The 25,143-nt window shown below is 59.1% G+C and carries 17 protein-coding genes; 12 read left to right on the top strand and 5 right to left on the bottom strand.

Annotation, left to right across the window (positions count from 1 at the left end; all coding sequences use genetic code 11):
• Nucleotides 1–70 precede the first annotated feature (70 nt).
• The 4 genes from CKW11_RS08010 to CKW11_RS08025 form a co-directional block, all read right to left on the bottom strand.
• Complete coding sequence (locus tag CKW11_RS08010; RefSeq protein WP_095137111.1) at nt 71–784, bottom strand: HNH endonuclease signature motif containing protein; 714 nt, start codon at nt 782–784, stop codon at nt 71–73.
• Nucleotides 785–1,506: 722 nt separating this feature from the next.
• A complete protein-coding gene (locus tag CKW11_RS08015) occupies nt 1,507–2,517 on the bottom strand; it encodes a hypothetical protein (RefSeq protein WP_095137112.1) in 1,011 nt (336 codons plus the stop codon).
• Nucleotides 2,518–2,586: 69 nt separating this feature from the next.
• Nucleotides 2,587–3,837, bottom strand: a complete 1,251-nt coding sequence (locus CKW11_RS08020) for a ribonucleotide-diphosphate reductase subunit beta (protein ID WP_003227292.1) — start codon at nt 3,835–3,837, stop codon at nt 2,587–2,589.
• A 553-nt stretch (nt 3,838–4,390) separates the two neighbouring features.
• The gene (locus CKW11_RS08025; protein WP_027612631.1) at nt 4,391–4,651 is read right to left on the bottom strand and encodes a DUF2790 domain-containing protein; all 261 of its coding nucleotides are present in this window, start codon (nt 4,649–4,651) and stop codon (nt 4,391–4,393) included.
• Nucleotides 4,652–5,068: 417 nt separating this feature from the next.
• Between CKW11_RS08025 and acs the strand changes: the two genes are divergently transcribed.
• The 7 genes from acs (at nt 5,069) to argR (ending at nt 13,228) form a co-directional block, all read left to right on the top strand.
• Entirely contained in the window at nt 5,069–7,024 is a 1,956-nt protein-coding gene (gene acs, locus CKW11_RS08030) for an acetate--CoA ligase (protein ID WP_007963105.1), read from the top strand.
• 823 nt (nt 7,025–7,847) lie between these two features.
• Complete coding sequence (locus CKW11_RS08035) at nt 7,848–8,621, top strand: ABC transporter substrate-binding protein (RefSeq protein WP_095137113.1); 774 nt, start codon at nt 7,848–7,850, stop codon at nt 8,619–8,621.
• Nucleotides 8,622–8,712: 91 nt separating this feature from the next.
• Complete coding sequence (locus CKW11_RS08040) at nt 8,713–9,402, top strand: ABC transporter permease (RefSeq protein ID WP_003227287.1); 690 nt, start codon at nt 8,713–8,715, stop codon at nt 9,400–9,402.
• Nucleotides 9,399–10,097, top strand: coding sequence for an ABC transporter permease (locus CKW11_RS08045; protein ID WP_095137114.1), 699 nt, complete (start codon nt 9,399–9,401; stop codon nt 10,095–10,097). The genes CKW11_RS08040 and CKW11_RS08045 overlap by 4 nt, the downstream gene beginning before the upstream one ends.
• Before the next feature lies 1 nt (nt 10,098).
• Nucleotides 10,099–11,211 (top strand): M14 family metallopeptidase, encoded by a 1,113-nt coding sequence (locus tag CKW11_RS08050; protein ID WP_095137115.1) that lies wholly within the window; start codon nt 10,099–10,101, stop codon nt 11,209–11,211.
• Nucleotides 11,212–11,238: 27 nt separating this feature from the next.
• Nucleotides 11,239–12,003 carry an ABC transporter ATP-binding protein gene (locus CKW11_RS08055; RefSeq protein WP_003227281.1) on the top strand — a complete coding sequence of 255 codons (765 nt, stop codon included), beginning with the start codon at nt 11,239–11,241 and terminating at the stop codon, nt 12,001–12,003.
• A 232-nt stretch (nt 12,004–12,235) separates the two neighbouring features.
• Nucleotides 12,236–13,228 (top strand): transcriptional regulator ArgR, encoded by a 993-nt coding sequence (gene argR / locus CKW11_RS08060; RefSeq protein ID WP_027612635.1) that lies wholly within the window; start codon nt 12,236–12,238, stop codon nt 13,226–13,228.
• A gap of 26 nt (nt 13,229–13,254) precedes the next feature.
• Here the strand turns inward: argR and CKW11_RS08065 are convergent, their stop codons facing one another.
• The gene (locus CKW11_RS08065) at nt 13,255–18,300 is read right to left on the bottom strand and encodes a dermonecrotic toxin domain-containing protein (RefSeq protein WP_095137117.1); all 5,046 of its coding nucleotides are present in this window, start codon (nt 18,298–18,300) and stop codon (nt 13,255–13,257) included.
• Between the two features lie 310 nt (nt 18,301–18,610).
• On the opposite strand from CKW11_RS08065, the gene CKW11_RS08070 reads away from it, so the two are divergent.
• The 5 genes from CKW11_RS08070 (at nt 18,611) to astB (ending at nt 25,106) form a co-directional block, all read left to right on the top strand.
• Complete coding sequence (locus CKW11_RS08070; protein ID WP_095137118.1) at nt 18,611–19,831, top strand: aspartate aminotransferase family protein; 1,221 nt, start codon at nt 18,611–18,613, stop codon at nt 19,829–19,831.
• Nucleotides 19,832–20,033: 202 nt separating this feature from the next.
• Nucleotides 20,034–21,053 (top strand): arginine/ornithine succinyltransferase subunit alpha, encoded by a 1,020-nt coding sequence (gene aruF, locus CKW11_RS08075; protein ID WP_025112905.1) that lies wholly within the window; start codon nt 20,034–20,036, stop codon nt 21,051–21,053.
• Nucleotides 21,054–21,104: 51 nt separating this feature from the next.
• Complete coding sequence (gene astA, locus CKW11_RS08080) at nt 21,105–22,130, top strand: arginine N-succinyltransferase (RefSeq protein ID WP_027612638.1); 1,026 nt, start codon at nt 21,105–21,107, stop codon at nt 22,128–22,130.
• Entirely contained in the window at nt 22,127–23,596 is a 1,470-nt protein-coding gene (astD, locus tag CKW11_RS08085; RefSeq protein WP_177439991.1) for a succinylglutamate-semialdehyde dehydrogenase, read from the top strand. The genes astA and astD overlap by 4 nt, the downstream gene beginning before the upstream one ends.
• 163 nt (nt 23,597–23,759) lie before the next feature.
• On the top strand, nt 23,760–25,106 hold the full coding sequence (astB, locus tag CKW11_RS08090; RefSeq protein ID WP_095137120.1) for an N-succinylarginine dihydrolase: 1,347 nt from the start codon (nt 23,760–23,762) through the stop codon (nt 25,104–25,106).
• Nucleotides 25,107–25,143: the final 37 nt, after the last annotated feature.

The following is a 25,143-nucleotide window of genomic DNA, read 5'->3' on the forward strand; positions in this document are numbered from 1 at the left end:
GGAGCTTGCTCCCGCTGGGCTGCGAAGCAGCCCCAAGATCAGCCAATACGGTTAGTCAGATAAACCGCGATTATTCCTTTTCAAGCCTTCCAACGTTCTCATACAGCCAAGCAGTGAAAGCCTCTCTGTCATCCGAATGGTGGCAACGTTGGTGACAGTTGGGACACAACGCCACAACATTAGTCTCAAGGTCCGAACCCTTTTGCGACATGTGCTTGACGTGATGTACTTCTAAAAACGGTTTCCCATCCTTTTCAAATGGCGCCGCTTTGCCACAACCTTCGCACTTTCCATTGGCTTGCTGACGAACCCAGCCCCTCAATTCAGGATCGCGAAAGTAAACCTTTCTGGTGGACGTCGTTTGGAGAGGTGTCTTTATACCTTTGGGGACGTAGTCAAATTGCTTCCGCTCGAATTTGGCCGCGCGTTGGTCCAGCAATGCTTCGTCCGCAGCTGGCTCAGAATCTTCAAGCGTCAGAACAGTGGAAGCATCAAGTGCCTTACGGATGCTGCGCGCTATATTCGCCCCAACATTCTTGGCAGGTTTGTAGCCTTCAATACGCTTCCGGCCCATTTCTACCAACACGGTAGAAATGTTCTGCATCCGAAACTCGACGGAGCCTTTAGTCCGACCGGCTAACGGGCCTTCACGCAGGATTCGATTTTCCTCAGTCTTGACGAATTTCTGGCCGCTCTGCTCGCGTGCCAGCATCTTGAGATAGGCATCGACTGCCGCCTGGATCTCGACCTCACTCCAGTCGCTATTACTTTTTTCTGTGTCCATACAATCGCCAAAGGTTGAAACCCTCGGACGATACTGAGTGGCCATCACAGCTGTCTACGAAAATTCCTACACAAAATAGCGACGAATCTCGCGTGAACCTACAAAAATATCTCTAACCCACGGAGTGCTTCGGTTGAAACATCCTTTGCAACCCTCATCTACCATAACTTCGCAATGCAGTCCGTCTTTCAATCGGATCGCTAAGCATGAGGTATATTCGGCAGTGGACTCCAGCCGTTAGCCTACGCCTCAGACGACCCTGTCGTTCTTGACCAATTCTTAGCAAAATCAAATTGCCTCAATCAAAGCTGTTCCGAATGCTAAGTTTGCGCAGCCCGGGCTAGGCGGACACATGAACCATTTGAGCCTGTTGGTTCTAGCTCTAACATCGATCGGACTCAAAAGTCGCTTGTAGCGAAGGCCGCAGGCCCGCAGAGGTAATGTAAATTATTATTGTACATCTAAATTATTGAATGTTTTTAGGTTGGCTGGCGCGGGGCCGCGGAGAGATTACATGCTGTTATCTTGTAGAGGGGGATAAGTCTTGCGGTCGGGTGAAACTGTATCTATATAGGGGAGGCGCATTTTTATGTGCTGGGATTTTGTTGGGCAATACTAAAATTTCCTTGTTGATCATTTCTTTGAGATGGCAATCTTAGGGTAAAGATTGCCGGTGATAATATTTTGCTTGAGAAGGCGGAGTGAAGAGGTGGTTACGATTTTTAGAGTTGCTCGGGTGTGTTTACTTCTAATCGAAAATATTGCCTGTCAAGCTCAAGGTCGAGTTCAAATATTTCCAGCACGGTTGCTTTTAGAGGGGTGCCGCCAAATACTTTAGGAAGAAACTCTTTTTCATAAAACATTTCGAAAACGCTAACGAAAGAATCGTAGTCTACATTAATGTCCGCACATGGGTTAGTAATCACGCCGAACCACTTGTCCTGATCGTTGTATGCAAGCAGCACGCCGTTTCTGCTGGTAGTCATACCCCTGGCGACTGTTACAGCGTCCCCACGTTTTAAGTCTGCCGGTGACGCAGTGAATGAATCCGATTTGTCCCAAAAGCCAGTTAGTTCGAGTGTTTTTTTCTCTTCGCAGATATCTGCCAGATACTCATACCCGGCCTCAAATGGGTTCTTATCTTCTTCCGCTAATGAAACTCGGATTTCTGCGGGTAGCGAGTTTTGCAGTTTTTCTATTTTCTCTTCTCGAATATTTTCTGAAGAGTCATTTATAGGAAGGTTGATCTCGCTATCGATTTCGGTTTGATAGTTTCTTGTCTTTTTAAGCCTTCGAACTTCGTTGGTGACTTCGATTTCATCGCCGATAATGTCAGTCCAGTCTGCAATTGAGGATTTTACGGTGTCCTGTGCGTTAACAATGCTTATATCTATGGCTTCCAGTTTTGCGCTGAAATCGCTTGGTTTGCTCAATTTTGCATTGGTTACGTATTTTTGTGTTCTGCTCAACGATCGCTCAATTTCCATGATCCTTCGAAATGCACCGATGGCGAATTTTTTTTGTGATTCCAGAAATTGTTGCTCGGTGATTAATTTGGAAAGTATCCAAGAGAAAGCAATCGATAAGGAAAATTGAATGATGTTGAATAGTGTGGATTCGAGTTTAGTAGCTGTATTGGCGGTTAAGACTTGCGTTACGATTAGAGCTAGGCAGGAAACGAGAAGTAAGGTTAGTGTCGCGTACACTGACCAGTGTGTTTTTTTTTCTGACATTTAAGCTTCCATTTACGGCAGCCCCGATTTCGGGGCTGCGTCCTTATATGGCGGTTTAGTGTTTTTGTATCAATCCCAGCTCAACGCACCACCAGTTTGGTATTCGATCACGCGCGTCTCAAAGAAATTCTTCTCTTTCTTCAAGTCCATAATCTCGCTCATCCAAGGGAACGGGTTAGTAGTCCCTGGATATTCCTCTTTCAAACCAATCTGGCTCAAACGACGGTTAGCGATGAACTTCAGGTAGTCCTCCATCATCGCCGCGTTCATGCCCAGTACGCCGCGAGGCATGGTGTCGCGGGCGTATTCGATCTCCAGCTGCGTACCCTGCAGGATCATCTGGGTCGCTTCTTCCTTCATTTCGGCATCCCACAGGTGTGGGTTTTCGATTTTGATCTGGTTGATCACGTCGATGCCGAAGTTCAGGTGCATGGATTCGTCGCGCAGGATGTACTGGAACTGCTCGGCGACACCGGTCATTTTGTTGCGGCGGCCCATGGAGAGGATTTGGGTGAAGCCGCAGTAGAAGAAGATGCCTTCCAGCACGCAGTAGTAGGCGATCAGGTTGCGCAGCAGTTCTTTGTCGGTGTCCGGGGTGCCGGTTTCGAACTTCGGATCGGAGATCGAGCGGGTGTACTTCAGGCCCCAGGCTGCCTTTTTCGCGACCGACGGGATCTCGTGGTACATGTTGAAGATCTCGCCTTCATCCATGGCCAGAGATTCGATGCAGTACTGGTAGGCGTGGGTGTGGATCGCCTCTTCGAAGGCCTGGCGCAGGATGTACTGGCGGCATTCCGGGTTGGTGATCAGGCGGTACACAGCCAGCACCAGGTTGTTGGCAACCAGGGAGTCGGCGGTGGAGAAGAAGCCGAGGTTGCGCATCACGATGCGGCGCTCGTCGTCGGTCAGGCCTTCCGGGTTTTTCCAGAGGGCGATGTCGGCGGTCATGTTGACTTCTTGCGGCATCCAGTGGTTTGCGCAGCCGTCCAGGTATTTCTGCCAGGCCCAGTCGTACTTGAATGGTACGAGTTGGTTGAGGTCGGCGCGGCAGTTGATCATGCGCTTTTCGTCAACGGCGACACGGGCGGAGGCGCCTTCGAGTTCGGCGAGGCCTTCGGCGACGTCGAGGGAATCCAGTGCGGCCTTGGCGCGGGCCACGGCGGCCGAGTCGTCGGCGGTCACGGCGCGGGCTTCCAGCGCTGCGGCACCGCCGGCGCTGTCGAGGCGGTCCATGTTGGCTTCAGTAGCGTGGCCGGCGTTGGCGCCTTTCACGGTTGCTACTTCACTGTCTTCTTTGTCGAATTCGTCCCAGCTCAGCATGACGTGTCGTCTCCTGCGTGAGGGCCTGTCGCCCCGTGTGAAACCTGATTGGTTGGTTTTTCACACGGTCGTACAGACCGCGTTGGATCTTAAGGAATCGTTTTTTGCGGCAGCCAAGGCAGGCAATAAAACAGAATTTTGTACGGGTTTCCGAGAGCCTCTGACGGGCGCAGATCAGCGTTGACGCTGCTGCGGGGCTTCAGAATGGCTTTTGCTCCCTGTAAGGGAATATTGCTGACCCGATTAGGGCGGCATTATAGGGAAAAAAACACGGCTGTGCTGAGGCGAATCCGCGCATGGAGCGGTCGAGGAGGGTGGTTTTTCGATGAGAGTGCGGGTTTACAGGGCTTTGCCGGGGATAGATTTTTTTTCGTAAAAATCTCGCGATTGTGGAATTGCTCAAAAAACGAACAAAAAAACCGGATTTTCACTACATCTAGTGTTTTGCAAGCATTTTTGACGACTCCAGACACAACTGAGCCCGACCGAAGCCGGGCTGGAATCGACCCTCAAATGAGGCGCTGAGCGGTCCGATTCGGTGCAGTCTCAATCATCAATTGGTGCAGCCGTTGCCCATGACGCTGTAACGCAAGATGTGGCGCTGACCCTTGGAGTCGTCGTACTCCATTTTTGCCGGTACCACTTCGCAGACATTCGGCACTTCGCTCATCGATACAACTTTGGCGATGTCCAGGTGAGTGGAGTAAGTGTATTCCTCGATCACCGGTTGTTGCTGTGCGACATCAGTCGGGACCTCGTCTGCCATGGCGGTTGCGCACAGACTGCTGAGGGCCAGAACCAATAAAGCTTTCATTTCAGATTTACCTTTTTGAGGTCGAGTGGGGTCACGCAACCTTTTTAGGGTTGCGTGTGGAACTTCATCGTTTGCAGTTATTACTTGAGAGCTGGATTAACGGCCTTCGTGGGGGCTGTAACGTTGTTAATCGCGTTTGCCTTGTTGGCGAGGTGGATTTTAGGCAGGTGGGGTGGGGGTAAACAGGTGGGGTTTTGATAAACACTTTTGGCGGTTTTGGTAACAATCGCCGCAAAACACCGCCCAACCCTTGTAGGAGCTGCCGAAGGCTGCGATCTTTCGCCTTTGATTTTGCAAGGCAAGATCAAAAGATCGCAGCCTGCGGCAGCTCCTACAACCATCGTCGAATGGTTCTATGGGCCCGGCCCGGCTACAACGGGGTCATACAAAAACAACTATTCCACCGAGGTAAGAAAGATGAGTGCGGCTTCTCTGTATCCCGTTCGTCCCGAGGTTCTGGCCAATACGCTGACTGACGAGGCGACCTACAAAGCCATGTACCAGCAGTCGGTCGTCAACCCTGACGGTTTCTGGCGCGAGCAAGCCAAGCGCCTCGACTGGATCAAGCCTTTCACCACGGTGAAGCAGACTTCCTTCGACGATCACCATGTCGACATCAAATGGTTCGCCGACGGTACCCTGAACGTTTCCTACAACTGCCTCGACCGTCATCTGGCCGAGCGCGGCGACCAAGTCGCAATCATCTGGGAAGGCGACGATCCTTCCGAAAGCCGTAACATCACCTACCGCGAACTGCACGAGCAAGTGTGCAAACTGGCCAACGCCCTGCGTGGTCAGGACGTGCACCGCGGCGACGTGGTGACTATCTATATGCCGATGATCCCCGAAGCCGTGGTCGCCATGCTGGCCTGCACCCGGATCGGCGCGATTCATTCGGTGGTGTTCGGTGGTTTCTCGCCGGAAGCGCTGGCGGGGCGGATCATCGATTGCAAGTCGAAAGTGGTAATCACCGCTGACGAAGGCATCCGTGCCGGCAAGAAGATCTCGCTGAAGGCCAACGTCGACGATGCGCTGACCAACCCGGAAACCAGCAGCATCCAGAAAGTCATCGTGTGCAAGCGCACCGGTGGCGACATCAAGTGGAACCAGCATCGCGACATCTGGTACGAAGACCTGATGAAAGTGGCGGGTACCGTCTGCGCGCCGAAAGAGATGGGCGCTGAAGAAGCGCTGTTCATCCTTTATACCTCTGGCTCGACCGGCAAGCCGAAGGGCGTGCAGCACACCACCGGCGGTTATCTGCTGTACGCGGCGATGACCCATGAGCGCGTGTTCGACTACCGTCCGGGCGAAATCTACTGGTGCACCGCCGACGTTGGCTGGGTCACCGGCCACAGCTACATCGTCTACGGCCCGCTGGCCAATGGCGCGACCACGCTGCTGTTCGAAGGCGTGCCGAACTACCCGGACATCACCCGGGTGGCGAAGATCGTCGACAAGCACAAGGTCAACATCCTCTACACCGCGCCGACCGCGATCCGCGCGATGATGGCCTCCGGCACCGCCGCCGTTGAAGGCGCGGATGGCAGCAGCCTGCGTCTGCTCGGTTCGGTGGGCGAGCCGATCAACCCGGAAGCCTGGGACTGGTACTACAAGAATGTCGGCAAGTCCCGTTGCCCGATCGTTGATACCTGGTGGCAGACCGAAACCGGCGGCAACATGATGAGCCCGCTGCCTGGGGCGCATGCACTGAAGCCGGGGTCGGCAGCACGTCCGTTCTTCGGTGTGGTACCGGCGCTGGTCGACAACCTCGGCAACATCATCGAGGGCGAGGCCGAGGGCAATCTGGTGATTCTCGATTCGTGGCCGGGTCAGGCGCGCACGCTGTATGGCGACCATGACCGCTTCGTCGACACCTACTTCAAGACCTTCCGTGGCATGTACTTCACCGGTGACGGTGCGCGGCGTGACGCCGATGGTTACTACTGGATCACCGGGCGCGTGGACGACGTGCTCAACGTTTCCGGTCACCGCATGGGTACCGCCGAGATCGAAAGCGCGATGGTCGCTCACCCGAAAGTCGCCGAAGCGGCGGTGGTCGGTGTGCCGCACGACATCAAGGGGCAGGGCATTTATGTCTACGTCACCCTGAAGAATGGCGAAGAGCCGAGCGAGCAACTGCGTCTGGAGCTGAAGAACTGGGTGCGCAAAGAGATCGGGCCGATTGCTTCGCCGGATGTGATCCAGTGGGCACCGGGGTTGCCGAAGACCCGTTCGGGCAAGATCATGCGGCGGATTCTGCGCAAGATTGCTACGGCGGAATACGATGGGTTGGGCGATATCTCGACCCTGGCGGATCCGGGGGTGGTGCAGCATTTGATTGATACGCACAAGACGATGAATGTGGCTTAAGCCTGTCTGATGCATTGAAAAGCCCTGTCCGGTGATGCCGGATGGGGCTTTTTTGTGTCTGGAGGTTTTGAGGTGGCAGGGCTGGCCCCTTCTCGAGCAAGCCCGCTCCCACAGGTCGATGTGTGTTCTGTCTGGAAGAACGCAGTCCAGCCGGGGCTATTTTGTCTGGTGGGGTTGTGGTGGTTTTGCTGGCCTCTTCGCGAGCAAGCCCGCTCCCACGGTGGGCCTGCATTCTTTCAGGCAGAATGCGATCAACCTGTGGGAGCGGGCTTGCTCGCGAAGACAATCTGTCAGACGCCGCAGTAATCCCCTGTCAGAAACCCAACCAATAATTATCGATTTCCTGTGCAAGCCATTTCCCGCTGTTACCCATGCCTACCCGAGTAACCAAATGTGTAACCGGCCGCCCCGCCGCGGGGCGAAGGGAAACGCAATGCCCCGTTTTAGAGCCTCAAACCCCTTGGTGAAAAATAAGACACAACGCTGCGCTTGCCGGATTAGAAGGGTTTGCGAATAATAGGCCCGCAATTTGCAGCATAGATCGGTTCACTGTCTTTCGCTCTTGCATGAATTTGCAAGGCTGTCAATGCGCTCAAGCGGGTTTCTCTGTGCATCTGTAATTAGTTGTCGCATTGAAGAAATATCGGCTTCGGGCCTGTCGTTAGAATGCCGATCACTCGCTCATCGTGGCTGACGTTGAAACCTCCGAGGGTTTCAATGGGAAATTTCCCACCGATGCTGCACCGCTTTCCCGATTCACCCATTCGCATATTGGGCTGTCGCTCACTCTGCCGTTTTTGCCCTTTACCGATGGAGTCCCAAGATGAAGAAACTTGTGCTGCTTGGCGCCCTGGCACTGTCCGTGCTGTCGCTGAATTCCTTCGCTGATGAAAAACCTCTGAAGATCGGTATCGAAGCGGCTTACCCTCCGTTCGCTTCCAAAGCGCCGGATGGCAGCATCGTTGGTTTCGACTACGACATCGGCAATGCCCTGTGTGAAGAAATGAAGGTCAAGTGCCAGTGGGTCGAGCAAGAGTTCGACGGTCTGATCCCGGCACTCAAAGTGCGCAAGATCGACGCGATCCTGTCGTCCATGTCGATCACCGAAGACCGCAAGAAGTCCGTGGACTTCACCAACAAGTACTACAACACCCCGGCCCGTCTGGTCATGAAGCAAGGCACCGTTGTCAGCGACAACCTGTCTGAGCTCAAGGGCAAGAACATCGGCGTGCAACGTGGTTCGATCCACGAGCGTTTCGCCCGCGAAGTCCTGGCCCCGCTGGGTGCCGAGATCAAGCCATACGGCTCGCAGAACGAAATCTACCTCGACGTGGCCGCCGGTCGCCTCGACGGTACCGTGGCTGACGCCACCCTGCTGCAGGACGGCTTCCTGAACACTGATTCCGGCAAAGGCTTCGCCTTCGTCGGCCCGCAGTTCACCGACGTCAAATACTTCGGCGACGGCGTAGGCATCGCGGTGCGCAAGGGCGACGCGCTGAAAGACAAGATCAACGCTGCGATCGCGGCCATCCGTGAAAACGGTAAATACAAAGCCATCCAGGACAAGTACTTCGTCTTCGATATCTACGGCAAGTAACACGTCTCTGCGACAAGTCAGAAATGGCGCAAGCAACAGGATCTCTGCGGTTTGCGCCATTTTTTCATCCCAACTTTCGAGGACCTGAATCATGTTGAAAGGCTACGGGGCTGTCATCCTCGATGGCGCATGGCTGACGCTTCAGCTCGCCTTGTCGTCCATGGCCCTGGCCATCGTTCTCGGGCTGATCGGGGTCGCGTTGCGCCTGTCGCCGATTCGCTGGCTGGCGTGGCTGGGCGATCTGTATTCCACGGTGATCCGCGGGATTCCCGACCTGGTGCTGATCCTGCTGATTTTCTACGGTGGTCAGGACCTGCTCAACCGCGTCGCGCCGATGCTCGGCTATGACGACTACATCGACCTGAACCCGCTGGCTGCCGGTATCGGCACCCTCGGTTTCATCTTTGGTGCGTACCTGTCCGAGACCTTCCGTGGCGCGTTCATGGCGATCCCCAAGGGCCAGGCCGAAGCGGGCATGGCGTACGGCATGAGCAGTTTTCAGGTGTTCTTCCGGGTGATGGTGCCGCAGATGATTCGCCTGGCGATTCCTGGCTTCACCAACAACTGGCTGGTTCTGACCAAGGCGACCGCGCTGATTTCGGTGGTCGGTCTGCAAGACATGATGTTCAAGGCCAAGCAGGCGGCAGATGCCACCCGCGAGCCTTTCACCTTCTTCCTCGCAGTGGCGGCGATGTACCTGGTGATCACCAGTGTCTCGTTGCTGGCGCTGCGTCACCTTGAGAAGCGCTACTCGGTAGGCGTAAGGGCGGCTGATCTATGATCTTCGACTACAACGTCATTTGGGAGGCCATGCCGCTGTACCTCGGCGGCCTGCTGACCACCCTCAAATTGCTCGCACTGTCGCTGTTTTTCGGTCTGCTGGCGGCACTGCCGCTGGGCCTGATGCGCGTCTCCAAGAACCCGATCGTCAACGGCGCCGCGTGGCTGTACACCTACGTGATTCGCGGCACGCCGATGCTGGTTCAACTGTTCCTGATCTACTACGGTCTGGCGCAGTTCGAAGCGGTACGTGAGAGCTTCTTGTGGCCGTGGCTGTCCAGCGCGACGTTCTGTGCGTGCCTGGCCTTCGCGATCAATACCAGCGCCTACACCGCCGAAATCATCGCCGGCAGCCTCAAGGCTACGCCGAATGGCGAGATTGAAGCCGCCAAGGCCATGGGCATGTCGCGCTTCAAACTGTACAAGCGCATTCTGTTGCCATCGGCCCTGCGCCGGGCACTGCCGCAGTACAGCAACGAAGTGATCATGATGCTGCAGACCACCAGTCTGGCGTCCATCGTGACCCTGATCGACATCACCGGCGCGGCCCGTACCGTTAACGCGCAGTACTACCTGCCGTTCGAGGCGTACATCACCGCCGGCGTGTTCTACCTGTGCCTGACCTTCATTCTGGTGCGCCTGTTCAAGCTGGCCGAGCGTCGCTGGCTGAGCTATCTGGCCCCACGGAAGCACTGATATGGAACGCATCGACCACGTATTGCCGTGGAGCCATCTGGGCAGCGAGCGCAAGATTTCGGTCTTCCGCTTCGGCAGCGGCGAGCGCAAGGCTTACATCCAGGCCAGCCTGCACGCTGACGAACTGCCGGGCATGCGCACCGCCTGGGAGCTGAAAAAGCGCCTCGGCGAACTCGAAACCCAAGGTCTGCTCAACGGTGTGATCGAGCTGGTACCGGTCGCCAACCCGCTGGGCCTCGGGCAATTGCTGCAAGGCAATCATCAGGGGCGTTTCGAGGCGGGCAGCGGCAAGAATTTCAACCGCGATTTCGTCGAGCTGAGCGCACCGGTGGCGGCGGCTTTGGCCGAGAGCCTAGGTGATGATCCGCACGCCAATATTCGTTTGATCCGTCAGGCGATGGCTGATCATCTGGCGGCGTTGCCCGAGGCGAGCAGCCAGTTGCAAGGCATGCAGCGCGTTTTGCTCAGCCACGCCTGCACCGCCGACGTGGTGCTTGATCTGCATTGCGACGCTGAAGCCGCGCTGCACATGTATGCGCTGCCACAGCACTGGCCGCAGTGGCGTTCGCTGGCCGCGCACCTGAATGTGAAGGTCGGTTTGCTCGCGGAAGATTCCGGCGGCAGCTCCTTCGATGAAGCGTGCTCGTTGCCGTGGTTGCGACTGTCGCGGCAGTTCCCGGACGCGCAGATCCCGCTGGCGTGCCTGGCGACCACTGTCGAGCTGGGCGGTCAGGCCAATACCGACCGCGCGGATGCGGTGGCGTGGGCCGAAGGCATTCTGGCGTTCCTCGCCGAGCAGGGCCTGATCACTGGCGAGTGGCCGAAGCCGGCCAGCGAACCGTGCGAAGGCATGCCGTTCGAAGGCACTGAATTACTGTTGGCGCCGCACCCCGGTGTGGTGAGTTTTCTGCGTAAACCCGGCGAGTGGGTTGAAGCCGGGGATGAGATTTTCGAAGTGATCGACCCTGTGTCCGATCGGGTCAGCACGGTGTGTGCTGGTACGTCCGGGGTGCTGTTTGCCATTGAACGGCTGCGCTATGCCCAACCCGGTTTCTGGCTGGCCAAGGTGGCGGGGCGCGAAGCGCTGCGTCACGGGCGCTTGCTCAACGACTGACTGACTGTTTTTGTGAGAACCGACCGCATGTACAAACTTGAAGTCCAAGACCTGCATAAACGCTATGGCAGTCACGAAGTGCTCAAGGGCGTGTCCCTGAAAGCGGCAGCCGGCGATGTGATCAGCATCATCGGCTCCAGTGGCTCCGGCAAAAGTACTTTCCTGCGCTGCATCAACCTGCTTGAACAGCCGCACGCGGGCAAGATCCTGCTCAACAACGAAGAGCTGAAACTGGTAGCAAACAAGGACGGCGCGCTGAAAGCCGCTGATCCGAAACAGCTGCAGCGCATGCGCTCGCGCCTGTCGATGGTGTTCCAGCATTTCAACCTGTGGTCGCACATGACCGCGCTGGAAAACATCATGGAAGCGCCGGTCCACGTACTGGGCGTGTCCAAGGCCGAAGCCCGCGAGAAAGCCGAGCACTACCTGAACAAGGTTGGCGTGGCCCATCGTAAAGACGCGTTCCCGGGGCACATGTCCGGTGGCGAGCAGCAGCGTGTGGCGATTGCCCGGGCGCTGGCAATGGAGCCGGAAGTGATGCTGTTCGACGAACCGACTTCGGCCCTCGATCCGGAACTGGTCGGCGATGTGCTGAAGGTGATGCAGGCTCTGGCCCAGGAAGGCCGCACCATGGTCGTGGTCACGCACGAAATGGGCTTCGCCCGTGAAGTGTCGAACCAGTTGGTGTTCCTGCACAAAGGTGTCGTGGAAGAGAGTGGCAACCCGCGCGAAGTGCTGGTCAATCCGCAATCCGAGCGTTTGCAACAATTCCTGTCGGGCAGCCTCAAGTAATCGCTGCCGTTATGCACCAGATTAGGTCATGCTTCGCGACCTGAAGGCTGGCTCGGTCCCCCTGTGGGAGCGGGCTTGCTCGCGAAAGCGGTCGATCAGTCAACATCATTGCTGCCTGAACCACCGCCTCCGCGAGCAAGCCCGCTCCCACAACGGACCTGCGACAGCTTCGATTACGGGCTAGCATTGGCCCATGCCTTCATCACCGTTCTTCGTTTCGGATTGCCCGCCCATGACTGCCCATCGAATTGGTTTCCTGATTTGGCCCAGCACTAAAGCTCTGACGCTGGCGCTGGCGGAGGAGGCCTTGCGTGTTGCTCAGCGGGTGCATCCGGAGGTGGTTTACGAACTGTCGTTCCTCCAGGCCGAAACCGTGACAGACGTTGCGGCCGAAGGGGCGTGGCAACTGCCGGGCGAGGCGTGGACCGGCAAGCTGGAAAACTTCCAGAAACTGTTCCTGCTCGCCGACGAGCCGCCGACCACTCTGGCCCCGGCCCTCAGCAGCGCGCTCAAGCAACTGGTGCGTGCCGGTTGCGTGATCGGCGGTCTGTCGGCCGGTGTCTATCCGTTGGCGCAGCTCGGTCTGCTCGACGGTTATCGCGCGGCCGTGCACTGGCGCTGGCAGGACGATTTCGCTGAACGTTTCCCGAAAGTCATCGCCACCAGTCACCTGTTCGACTGGGATCGCGATCGCCTGACCGCGTGTGGCGGCATGTCGGTGCTCGACCTGCTGCTGGCGGTGCTGGCCCGTGATCATGGGGCCGAGCTGGCCGGTGCGGTGTCCGAAGAACTGGTGGTCGAGCGCATCCGCGAGGGCGGTGAACGCCAGCGCATTCCGCTGCAGAACCGCCTCGGTTCCAGCCATCCGAAGCTCACCCAGGCGGTGTTGCTGATGGAAGCCAACATCGAAGAGCCGCTGACCACCGACGAAATCGCCCAGCACGTGTGCGTGTCCCGTCGGCAACTGGAGCGGATCTTCAAGCAATACCTCAACCGCGTGCCGAGCCAGTACTACCTGGAACTGCGCCTGAACAAGGCTCGGCAGATGTTGATGCAAACCAGCAAGTCGATCATCCAGATCGGCCTGTCCTGCGGTTTCTCCTCGGGGCCGCATTTCTCCAGCGCCTACCGCAATTTCTTCGGCGCCACGCCGCGCGAAGACCGCAACCAGCGGCGCAGCAGCAGTCCGTTCGAGCTGTCGTCAGTGCCGCCGGAGCGCGGTTGACGCACCCCGGCAGATCCCGCTGACCGTCACTCATCGACCCCGGAATCTTCGGACGTGGACACCTCCATTTCTGCCCGCTCGATGACGGCTTCCACGCCAAAATCGATGCGGTGCTTTCTGAAGTAGGCGATCAGTCGTTGCAGGCTGAACTCGGAGAGCGGATTACTCCGCAGGCTGAATTTTTCCGCACGCTCTTCTGGCAACTCCAGAATATCGCTGGGAACCTGGGTGATCGCGTTGTCGCTCAAGTCGGCGATTTCCAGGTGTTCGAGTTGCAGCAAGCCCGGCGGCAGGCTGGTGATGCCGGTGTTGTCCAGCATCAGCGTTTGCAGATTGGTCATCTGGCTGACATCAGGCGTCTCGCCTAACGGGTTATCACTCAAGTCCAGGTGATCCAGGCGCTCCATTTGCGCAAGCTCAAGGGCGGCTTGAGGCGTGAGCGTCAAATCGCAGTGTGAAAGCGACAAATAGGTCAGCTCAGCCATGCGAAACACCGCTGGTGGAATGTGTTCCAGTCGATATTGATAAATCGTCAGTCCTCTGAGGCTGGCGAACGTCTCGACAAACCTGTCGATTCCAAACGTCTGACCCGGAAGGCTTCTGAGGTACAGATGGGTGACATGGCTGAAATCGGCATTGAGTACGGGCAAGTCGCCGCGGATGATCGTCGCCAGGTTCAAGTCATGCAGTGGCTGGAGGTTCTCATCCGGTTCGTCCTGCTCGGTTTCCCGGCGCCAGCACTGCTCAATGAGCGATTTGAATTCGTGACGTGCGGCGTGCTCGTTCAGCACTTGCTCAATCGTGAAGGGCTCGCCACTGATCGGGTGCAGGGCAGGATGGTCGTTCGCCCAGTTGGCGAGGTTGCTACTCAAGTCGCTGTATTCACGCTCAAGCCGTGCAAGTTCGATTCGACCCTCGGCCAGGGTGCCGGGTAGCAGATAGAAAAACTCACTGGCCTGTTCCAGATCCATGTGCGTGTACAGCGCCTGTACGCGCAGCAGATCAGCCTGTTCGGCCATTACGCCGAAGTCCTGGCGGGTGTCGTTGAAGTGGAGTTTGATGCGCTCCCGGTCTGCGCTGGCAATCGGATTGCCGCTCAGGTCGAAGCCTTCCGGAACGTTGTTGGGCAGCTCGAAAAGGGCGGGAGGCAGCGATCGGATCTGGTTGTCGTTGAGCAGCGCGGTGCGCAATAACGGACGCGTGAGCAGGCCGGGTGGCAGTTCGGAAATGCCGGTCTCCGACACATCGATGTAATTGAGTCGGGGCATTTTTTCGACGTTGGGGGTGAGTCCGAGCGGGTTCCTGAACAGGTCCAGGGTTCTCAGGTGAGTCAAGGCCGCCAGTTTTGTGTGGCTCTCGGCTGTCAGGGTGATGCTGCAGTCGCTGAGAATCAGCTCGCGCAGTTGTGGCGACTGGCTGATCGACTCCGGCAGGCTGCCCAGCTGGAAATTGCGCAGCGCGAGACGACGCAAGCCGGAGAAGCAGTTCAGAAACCCGTGTATACCCTGAGTGCTGCCGACCCCCTCAATGGTCAGGTAGTCCACGTGACTGAAGTTCACCTCCAGCTGTGGCAGCTCTCCCATGATCGACTGTGACAGACGCAGATCGATGGTTTGCTCGGTGTTCTCCGGCAAGGAAACCTGCTGCTTCCAGCAGTCCAGAATGTCGACCCGCATCTGCCGTCGGCGATGATGCTGGATCGCGTATTGCTCGGTGGTGAGGCGGGCGCCGGTCTCCGGATGAACGAGGGGAATCCCCTCAGTCCACGGATTCAGTACCGCGTCGAGGCGGTTGCGTTCAGTGATCAAGCGGCTCAGCTCCGCACGCGGGCCGCCCGGATGGCGTTGCAGGCGCCCGACAAACGCGTTGAGTTCCTCGGGCAGCAAGTGCGGCAGCAGCCAGTGGGCGTGGGCGTGCAGCGTCGGCGTATTGGTCGGCATACGTCGATAGCCACTGGTACCTCCACGCAGGCGCATCACGGCCGGTTCATAAGCAGGTTTGCGAAGCGGGTTTTGCGACAACAGCTCCAGCAACGCTTGACGGTCGAGCGCGTGGTCACGAATCAACTGCTTGAGCTGCAGGTCTTGTGTGATGTGGATGTTCAGCGCCGAACGTTCTGCGTCGGGCAGGGCATGCAGCAGGCTTGAATACAGTGAGCCCGGCGCGCTGAGCGACTCACCGGTAGCGTCGAACGGCTGATAGTCGCCCTGTTCGGTCAGTACCAGCACTTTGCGAATGAGCGCGTCCTGTGCGCCGAGGCTGTCGATCAGTTGCCCGCTATGGCTGTAGTGCCTGAGCTCCAGTCGTATCGACGGCGACCAGCCCGGCAGCCGAGGCAAGGAATGTAGGGCCAGCCGATCGGTATCCAGATTATTGACTGTCGCTTGCAACTCCAGTCCTTCGAGGGCTCGAGTTGCGCGCACTTGCAGGCCTGTCTCCTGGGTCAGAGCGGCCAGTCTTTCGGAGAGTGTTCCGCGCTGTAATTGCAGGCATTCGGCATCACTTGCCGTTTCCAGTATCGATTGCGCCAACGCCTTCGGCAGGCCGGGTTCGGCATCCATCAGTACCTGTACCAGCGGGCTGGCGCCGCGCTGCAACTGACGATATCGATCCTCGAACAGGCTTTGGCGCTTGCGCTGTGCCAGCTCGGCGACGGTGCGCCGCAGGCGGGTCGCGCGGGCTTCGGCCGAGGGGGCGGGCGTATGTGATGCTTCGCTCAATAGCCGCCTTCTTTGCGATTCTGTCAGACGTTGCAGGCAGGTCTTGAGCAGGTCGCCATCATCCAGTCGTGAGCCCTCGATTTGTATGAAGGGCACATCGGCAACGGGGCTGCGCCACAGGGTTCTGCCCTGGCGATCAACCAGTTGCAGGCCTCGGTCAACAGGCCAGTCGCCGTTGTCGAAAAGCAGTTGCAGTTGGGTGGCCGGGTCGGCCTTGAGGTAATCCTCGGCATGCGGGCTGCCAATCTGCTCGATGAACAATTGAATGTCCTGATCGATCTGCCAGCGCAACAGCGTGTCACTGAGTAAAGGTGGCAACTGATCGCGCTCGACGTGCATCTGGCGCAGGGTGTTTTCCTCGCAGCCACTGATGTTCAGCAGGCGCTCCCGCAGAGCGACGGGAAGGCGCTGCATCTGCGCACTGCTGCGGCTCAGCACGGTGGCGCGATCCCAACCCAGTGGCTGGTCAATTTCGGTTTGCCAGGCGCCTGCCGCGTTGTGCCTGAGTGCGGGTTTATAAGCCTCGGGACGCGTCGGATGGTCGATGCGATAGGCGCCCGTTTCGGCATCAAGGCTGACGGCATACAACTTGTCTTCGAGGGCCAGCAGACTCTTGCCCAGGTGGGTTTGCAGGCCCAGTGCATCGGTTCGGATGTCTTTGGGCAGCGTGCCGGACCACTCGTAAGGGCGCAGGTCGGGTTTCCAGTAGCGGGTCTTGCCATTGGCCGTCTTCACCGGAATGAAGCGGTCGATGAACTGGACGACATCGGCAGGCAATAGCGCGCGAAACTCGCTGACGGCGATAGCGCCGCCAGCGGCGAAAGTGCCGACCTGCACCATGGACTCCACGACACCGATCAAATGCGCGAACGCTTCGCGGGGTTGTCCTTCGGCCCAGTCGACGATGCTTTCGAACGTCTCGTCGAGCAGTTGGTAGGCCGTGTAGGCAAGCATCAGCTCGCCGAGAAATGGCACGAATGGCAAGGCGACAAACGCGACGAGGCTGAGCAGCGACTGTGCGATGTCCGTGAAGGAATCCCAGAGTGCCCAGCGCGCCTTGCGATCGACCATGGCCGTCGAGACGGCGATGACGCGGGCATCGTTGAGCATCTTGTCGAGCTTGCGCTGGTACAGATACACCCACAGCTCACCCTGGATCGGGGTCGCGACGATCTGCAGAAAGGGTCGCGCGGCCGGATGCTCGCGCCAGGTGGGGCGTGGATCGCCGACCGGTACGGGTTGCCAGGTGACGGGGCTGAGCATGGCCCGCAACTGGCCGAAGAAAGCGCCGCGATCGGCATGGTTGATGAAACGGCTGAAGAACACCTGATAGTCCGGATCGCGCAAGCGTTGCGCCAGCTCCTGAGCGAAGGCAGCGCTGCTGGCGTATTCCTTGACCGGGTGTTGCGGGTCATCAGGAATATAAACCACGACTCGCGCTGCTGCGTGTGCAGCCTCAAGATTCGGCGCGAACAACACGATGCCGGTCAGGTTGACTTTCATCATCGTCAACGCATGGCAATGCCACGCCTGACGATTGAGGCGCAAATGTTGCAAGCCATCGAGCAGCCCGAGGATCAGGCGATGGACATCGGCCCCCAGCAGCTTTTGCATGTAGGCCATTTGCAGGGCGGCGACCAGTGCGGCTTTGTCACTCGTGCAAACCTGCGGTTGCAGCACGGCTGCGACCAACGGATTGCTGATGCCCAGATTGTCTTGCAGATAAGTGTTGTAGCGGCGGCCGATATCCAGTTCACGACACAGGCGGGTGAAGGCAGCTATCGGCATCGCTTTGAGGATGTTCGGCAGTACGCTGAACTGACCGTCAGGCGAGGGTTCGCTGACGTAGCCCGAGGCGGATTCGAAGGCGTCGGCGGCGGTTTCGCTGCTTTCAAAATTGTGCAGCGCGGCGTCCAGCAGCGAGACGGTCCAGGTGCGTGCGGCGCCGGATTTGAGGCGTAACCACGGAACATGGTCGGGCAGATACAGGCGCAGGAAGGTCTGCCGGACATCCAGATTCAAGCCAAAGCGCTTTGCCAGTTCGGCGCGTAGCAGCGGTTCGGCGAACGCTTTGGCGTCCTGCAACCGGGCAAGGCTTCGTTCGACGCGGTTGTGTGCGGTCCAGTGTGCGGCATGCAGCGCACGCAGTTTTGCATGCTCGTTGCGTGAAGCCTGTTTGAGGTTGGCGGGCAGTAGCGGACTGGCTCGTTTCAAGGCCGCGCGATTGCGTGCCGAAGCCTGGCTCAGCCATGTCGGGATGGCCTGGAGCAGCGGTTGATAGTGTGCGTCCTGCCTGGGTAGCAGCAGTGGGTCGGGCAGTGTCGCGAGGGCGGGTGTGGTTTCTTGAATCATGGGGTGAGGCCGTTTGCCTGGAGAAAGGTCCCTAGCAAACACCGGCCATTGATTCGATGTGCGGTACATATATACCGCACACCACAAAACTCTCTTGATTAAGATCTCCGGTACGTCTGCGCAAACGGCGGCGTGCAGTTTAAACTGCGCCTTTGCGACGCTATATGTCGCATTGCCGTAAACCCGGGAAAAACCGGGGTTTGCGCTATAAGAAGTTGTCGCTTGGCGGCAAGGCCGGGCTGAAAACTGTCCTTACAATCCCCCCATCGCTCGCCAGTTTCAGGCGGGTGGCCCTCATCAGGAGACTCCGATGTCCGTTGAGCACGCTGCGGTAGAACGCGCCGATTTCGACCAGGTTATGGTTCCCAACTACGCGCCTGCCGCTTTTATTCCGGTGCGTGGCGCCGGTTCCCGCGTCTGGGACCAGAGCGGTCGCGAGCTGATCGACTTCGCCGGCGGGATTGCCGTAAACGTATTGGGCCACGCGCATCCGGCGCTGGTCGGTGCACTGACCGAGCAAGCGAACAAGCTGTGGCACGTGTCCAACGTGTTCACCAACGAGCCGGCCCTGCGCCTGGCGCACAAGCTGATCGACGCCACGTTCGCCGAGCGCGTGTTCTTCTGCAACTCGGGCGCCGAAGCCAACGAGGCCGCGTTCAAGCTGGCCCGTCGCGTGGCGTTCGACCGTTTCGGCAGCGAAAAATACGAGATCATCGCTGCGCTCAACAGCTTCCACGGTCGTACCCTGTTCACCGTTAACGTCGGTGGCCAGTCGAAGTACTCCGACGGTTTCGGCCCGAAAATCACCGGCATCACCCACGTCCCTTACAACGATCTGGCCGCGCTGAAAGCGGCGGTTTCCGACAAGACCTGCGCGGTCGTGCTCGAACCGATCCAGGGCGAGGGCGGCGTACTGCCGGCCGAACTGGCTTACCTGCAAGGTGCCCGTGAACTGTGCGACGCGAACAACGCGCTGCTGGTGTTCGACGAAGTGCAGACCGGCATGGGCCGTACCGGCCACCTGTTCGCCTACCAACATTACGGCGTGACCCCGGACATCCTGACCAGCGCCAAGAGCCTGGGCGGTGGTTTCCCGATCGCCGCGATGCTGACCACTGAAGCGCTGGCCAAACATCTGGTCGTCGGCACCCACGGCACCACTTACGGCGGTAACCCGCTGGCGTGCGCCGTCGCCGAAGCGGTGATCGACGTGATCAACACCCCTGAGGTGCTGAGCGGTGTCAACGCCAAGCACGACAAATTCAAGACCCGCCTGCAGCAGATCGGCGAGAAATACGGCCTGTTCACTCAGGTACGTGGCCTCGGCCTGTTGATCGGTTGCGTGCTGAGCGAAGCCTGGAAAGGCAAGGCCAAGGACATCTTCAACGCTGCTGAAAAAGAAGGCCTGATGATTCTGCAGGCCGGCCCGGACGTGATCCGTTTCGCCCCGAGCCTGGTGGTGGAAGACGCCGATATCGATGCCGGTCTCGACCGCTTCGAACGCGCGGCAGCAGCACTGACGCAAGCCTGATAGACCCTTCGACGCCTGAGGATTCGGGCGTCGATCAAAATTTTATGCCGGACCCCGATCCACTGTAGGAGTGAGCCTGCTCGCGATTGCGGTATGTCAGTCGACTCATTGGTTTCTGACAGACCGCAATCGCGAGCAGGCTCACTCCTACAAGGTCCGGTGTTTTTTCTTCTGTAAATTTATAAGAGAAAGGAGTGACACCATGCTGGTGATGCGCCCTGCGCAAATGGCTGATCTGGGCGAGGTACAGCGTCTGGCTGCGGACAGTCCGATTGGTGTCACTTCCTTGCCGGATGACGTGGAACGTCTGAGCGACAAGATCGCGGCGAGCGAAGCCTCGTTCGCTGCCGAAGTGAGCTTCAACGGCGAAGAGAGCTATTTCTTCGTCCTCGAAGACACCGCCACCGGCAAACTGGTCGGCTGCTCGGCCATCGTTGCCTCGGCCGGTTACTCCGAGCCGTTCTACAGCTTCCGTAACGAGACCTTCGTCCACGCCTCCCGCGAGCTGAAGATCCACAACAAGATCCACGTGCTCTCGCAATGCCACGACCTGACCGGCAACAGCTTGCTGACCAGTTTCTACGTGCAGCGCGAACTGGTGGGGTCGCCGTGGGCCGAGCTCAACTCCCGTGGTCGCCTGCTGTTCGTCGCCAGCCACCCGGAGCGTTTCGCTGATTCGGTGGTGACCGAGATCGTCGGTTACAGCGACGAAAACGGCGATTCGCCATTCTGGGACGCGATCGGGCGCAACTTCTTCGACCTCAACTACGCCGAAGCCGAGCGCCTGTGTGGCCTGAAGAGCCGCACGTTCCTCGCCGAACTGATGCCGCATTACCCGATCTACGTGCCGCTGCTGCCGGATTCCGCTCAAGAAGCGATGGGCCAGGTGCACCCGCGTGCGCAGATCACCTTCGACATCCTGATGCGCGAAGGCTTCGAGACCGATCACTACATCGACATTTTCGACGGTGGCCCGACCCTGCATGCGCGTGTTTCGGGGATCCGTTCGATCGCCCAGAGCCGTGTAGTGCCGGTGAAGATCGGCGAGCCGGTCAAAGGTGCCGGGCGCCAGTATCTGGTGGCCAACGCGCAGTTGCAGGATTACCGCGCGGTGTTGCTGGAACTGGACTACGCGCCGGGCAAACCGGTGACCCTGGATCTGGAAGCAGCCGAAGCCCTGGGCGTCGGTGAAGGTGCCAGCGTGCGCCTGGTGGCGGTTTAACGCCTTAGCGAGTTTCACGGGTGGCGAAGGCGGCCCGTTTGAGGAGATAGCATGATTGTTCGTCCCGTACGCAGCAGCGATTTATCCGCGCTGATCGACCTGGCCCGCAGCACCGGCACCGGCCTGACCACCTTGCCGGCCAACGAAGAGCGCCTGACCCATCGGGTTGGCTGGGCCGAGAAGACCTTTCGCGGCGAAGCCGGCCGTGGCGATGCGGACTACCTGTTCGTGCTCGAAGACGACAACGGTCGCGTGGTGGGGATTTCCGCCATCGCCGGCGCGGTCGGTCTGCGCGAGCCGTGGTACAACTTCCGCGTCGGCCTGACCGTCAGCGCCTCGCAAGAGCTGAACATCTATCGCGAGATCCCGACGCTGTTCCTCGCCAACGACCTGACCGGCAATTCCGAGCTGTGCTCGCTGTTCCTGCACGCCGATTACCGCACCGGTCTGAACGGCCGCATGCTGTCCAAGGCGCGCATGCTGTTCATCGCCGAGTTTCCGGAGTTGTTCGGCAACAAGATCATTGCCGAGATGCGCGGCGTCTCCGATGAGGCCGGTCGTTCGCCGTTCTGGGAAAGTCTGGGCCGGCACTTCTTCAAGATGGAATTCAGCCAGGCCGACTACCTGACCGGTGTTGGCAACAAGGCGTTCATCGCCGAACTGATGCCGAAATTCCCGCTGTACACCTGCTTCCTGTCGCCGGATGCGCGTAACGTTATCGGTCAGGTGCACCCGGACACCGAACCGGCGCTGGCGATGCTCAAGAGCGAAGGTTTCAGCTATCAGGGCTACGTCGATATCTTCGACGCCGGTCCGGCCATCGAGTGCGAAACCAGTAAGATCCGCGCAGTCCGCGACAGCGAGGCGCTGGTGCTGGCGATTGGTACGCCGGGCGATGACGCCACGCCGTTCATCATCCATAACCGCAAGCGCGAAGACTGCCGCATCACCGCTGCGCCGGCCCGCCTGGCTGCCGGCACGCTGGTGGTCGATCCGCTGACCGCCAAACGTCTTCAACTCAACGCCGGCGATCAAGTGCGCGCCGTGGCGTTGTCTGCTGCTCGGGAGTCGAAATAATGAATTCGCTATACATCGCAGGTGAATGGCTGGCCGGTCAGGGCGAAGCATTCCAGTCGCTGAATCCGGTGACCCAGCAAGTGCTGTGGTCGGGGGAGGGCGCGACTGCCGCTCAGGTCGAGTCGGCCGTGCAGGCTGCGCGTCAGGCCTTTCCGGGCTGGGCGCGGCGTTCGCTGGACGAGCGCATCAGCGTGCTCGAAGCTTTCGCCGCCGCCCTGAAAAACCACAGTGACGAACTGGCCCGCACCATCGGTGAGGAAACCGGCAAGCCGTTGTGGGAAGCCGCGACCGAAGTTACCAGCATGGTCAACAAGATCGCGATCTCGGTGCAGAGCTACCGCGAACGTACCGGCGAGAAGAGCGGCCCGCTGGGCGACGCCACCGCCGTGCTGCGCCACAAGCCACACGGTGTGGTGGCGGTGTTCGGCCCTTACAACTTCCCGGGTCACTTGCCGAACGGGCACATCGTGCCGGCACTGCTGGCGGGTAACAGCGTGCTGTTCAAGCCGAGCGAACTGACGCCGAAAGTCGCCGAGCTGACGGTCAAGTGCTGGATCGAAGCCGGTCTGCCGGCCGGCGTGTTGAACCTGCTGCAAGGCGCTCGCGAAACCGGTATCGCGCTGGCGGCGAACCCGGGCATCGACGGTCTGTTCTTCACCGGCTCCAGCCGTACTGGCAATCACCTGCACCAGCAGTTCGCCGGGCGGCCGGACAAGATTCTGGCTTTGGAAATGGGCGGCAACAACCCGCTGGTGGTCGATCAGGTCGCTGATCTGGACGCGGCGGTGTACACCATCATTCAGTCGGCGTTCATCTCCGCCGGTCAGCGCTGCACGTGTGCGCGTCGTCTGCTGGTGCCGCAAGGCGCGTGGGGCGACAGCCTGCTCAAGCGTCTGGTGGAAGTCAGCGCGACCATCGAAGTCGGTGCGTTCGATCAGCAGCCTGCGCCGTTCATGGGCTCGGTGATTTCCCTCGGCGCGGCGAAAGCGCTGATGGATGCCCAGCAACACCTGCTGGCCAATGGCGCGGTGTCGCTGCTGGCGATGACTCAGCCGCAAGCGCAGTCGGCCTTGCTGACCCCGGGCATTCTGGATGTGACCGCCGTGGCCGAGCGTCCGGACGAAGAACTGTTCGGCCCGTTGCTGCAGGTGATTCGCTACGCCGATTTCGCTGCGGCGATCAGCGAGGCCAATGACACCGCTTATGGCCTGGCGGCTGGTTTGCTGTCGGATTCCGAAGATCGTTATCAGCAGTTCTGGCTGGAAAGCCGCGCCGGTATCGTCAACTGGAACAAACAGCTGACCGGTGCGGCGAGCAGCGCGCCGTTCGGCGGCGTCGGGGCTTCGGGCAACCATCGCGCCAGCGCCTACTACGCGGCAGACTACTGCGCGTACCCGGTGGCCTCGCTGGAAACCCCAAATCTGGTGTTGCCTGCGGCCCTGACGCCTGGCGTGAAAATGGCGTAACGGCCATCGCGAGCAGGCTCACTCCTACAGGATTTGTGTCGTACACAACATGTGTGTTCCCCGCCAAACCTGTAGGAGTGAGCCTGCTCGCGATAGCCGCGACGCGGTCTGACTGAATTGTTACTTGAAGCCTATAACAACAGATTCTCGTGGAGCCTCGCTGATGAAATCCTATGAAGTCAATTTTGACGGTCTAGTGGGGCCGACCCATAACTACGGCGGTCTGTCCTACGGCAACGTTGCGTCCCAGAGCAACAGCCAGCAGTCTTCGAATCCGAAGGAAGCGGCGCTGCAAGGTCTGGCGAAAATGAAAGCGCTGATGGAAATGGGCTTTCAGCAAGGCGTGCTGGCGCCGCAGGAGCGTCCGGACGTGGCCGCGTTGCGCCGTCTGGGTTTCAGCGGCACCGACGCGCAATTGATCGAGCGCGCCGCGAAGGAAGCCATGCCGCTGCTGGTCGCCAGTTGCTCGGCATCGAGCATGTGGGTGGCCAACGCTGCCACGGTCAGCCCGAGTGCCGACACCGCTGACGGTCGCGTGCATTTCACCGCCGCCAACCTCAATTGCAAATACCACCGCAGCATCGAACACCCGACCACCAGCCGCGTGCTCGGCGCGATGTTCGCCGATCAGCAGCACTTCGCCCACCACGCCGCGTTGCCGGCAGTGGCGCAGTTCGGTGACGAAGGCGCAGCCAACCACACGCGTTTCTGCCGTGAGTACGGCGAGGCCGGTGTCGAGTTCTTCGTGTTCGGTCGCAGTGCCTTCGACACCCGTTACCCGGCACCACAGAAGTACCCGGCGCGCCAGACCCTGGAAGCGTCGCAAGCGGTGGCGCGTCTGCACGGTCTGCGTGATGAAGGCGTGGTTTATGCGCAGCAGAACCCGGCGGTGATCGATCAGGGCGTATTCCACAACGACGTGATCGCGGTGGGTAACGGCGAGGTGCTGTTCTATCACGAGGACGCGTTCCTCGACACCGAGCAGATGCTGGCCGAGTTGCAGGGCAAACTGGCCAAGGTCGGCGGCAAGTTCCAGTCGGTCTGCGTGCCGCGTTCGGCGGTCACCGTGGATGACGCCGTGCGTTCCTATCTGTTCAACAGCCAGTTGCTGTCGCGTCCGGACGGCTCGATGCTGCTGATCGTGCCGGAAGAATGCCGTGGCAACGAGCGCGTGTGGAACTACCTGCAAGGTCTGACCAGCTCCGGCGGGCTGATCCGCGAAGTCAAAGTCTTCGACCTCAAGCAAAGCATGCAGAACGGCGGTGGCCCGGCGTGCCTGCGACTGCGCGTCGCTCTCAACGAAACCGAGCTGGCGGCCGTCAACCCAGGGGTTATCATGACGGCCCCGTTGTACGGTTCGTTGACCGCATGGGTTGAAAAGCACTACCGCGACCGCCTGAGCGAAACCGATCTGGCGGACCCGCAGTTGCTGCTTGAATGCCGGACGGCACTGGATGAACTGACGCAAATCCTTAAACTGGGCGCGGTTTATCCATTCCAGATCAATTGATGGCCGGCGCGTTGCCTGAACGCGGCGCGCGGCTTGT

The sequence above is a fragment of the Pseudomonas sp. Irchel s3a10 genome (assembly GCF_900187525.1).
GTDB lineage: Bacteria > Pseudomonadota > Gammaproteobacteria > Pseudomonadales > Pseudomonadaceae > Aquipseudomonas > Aquipseudomonas koreensis_G.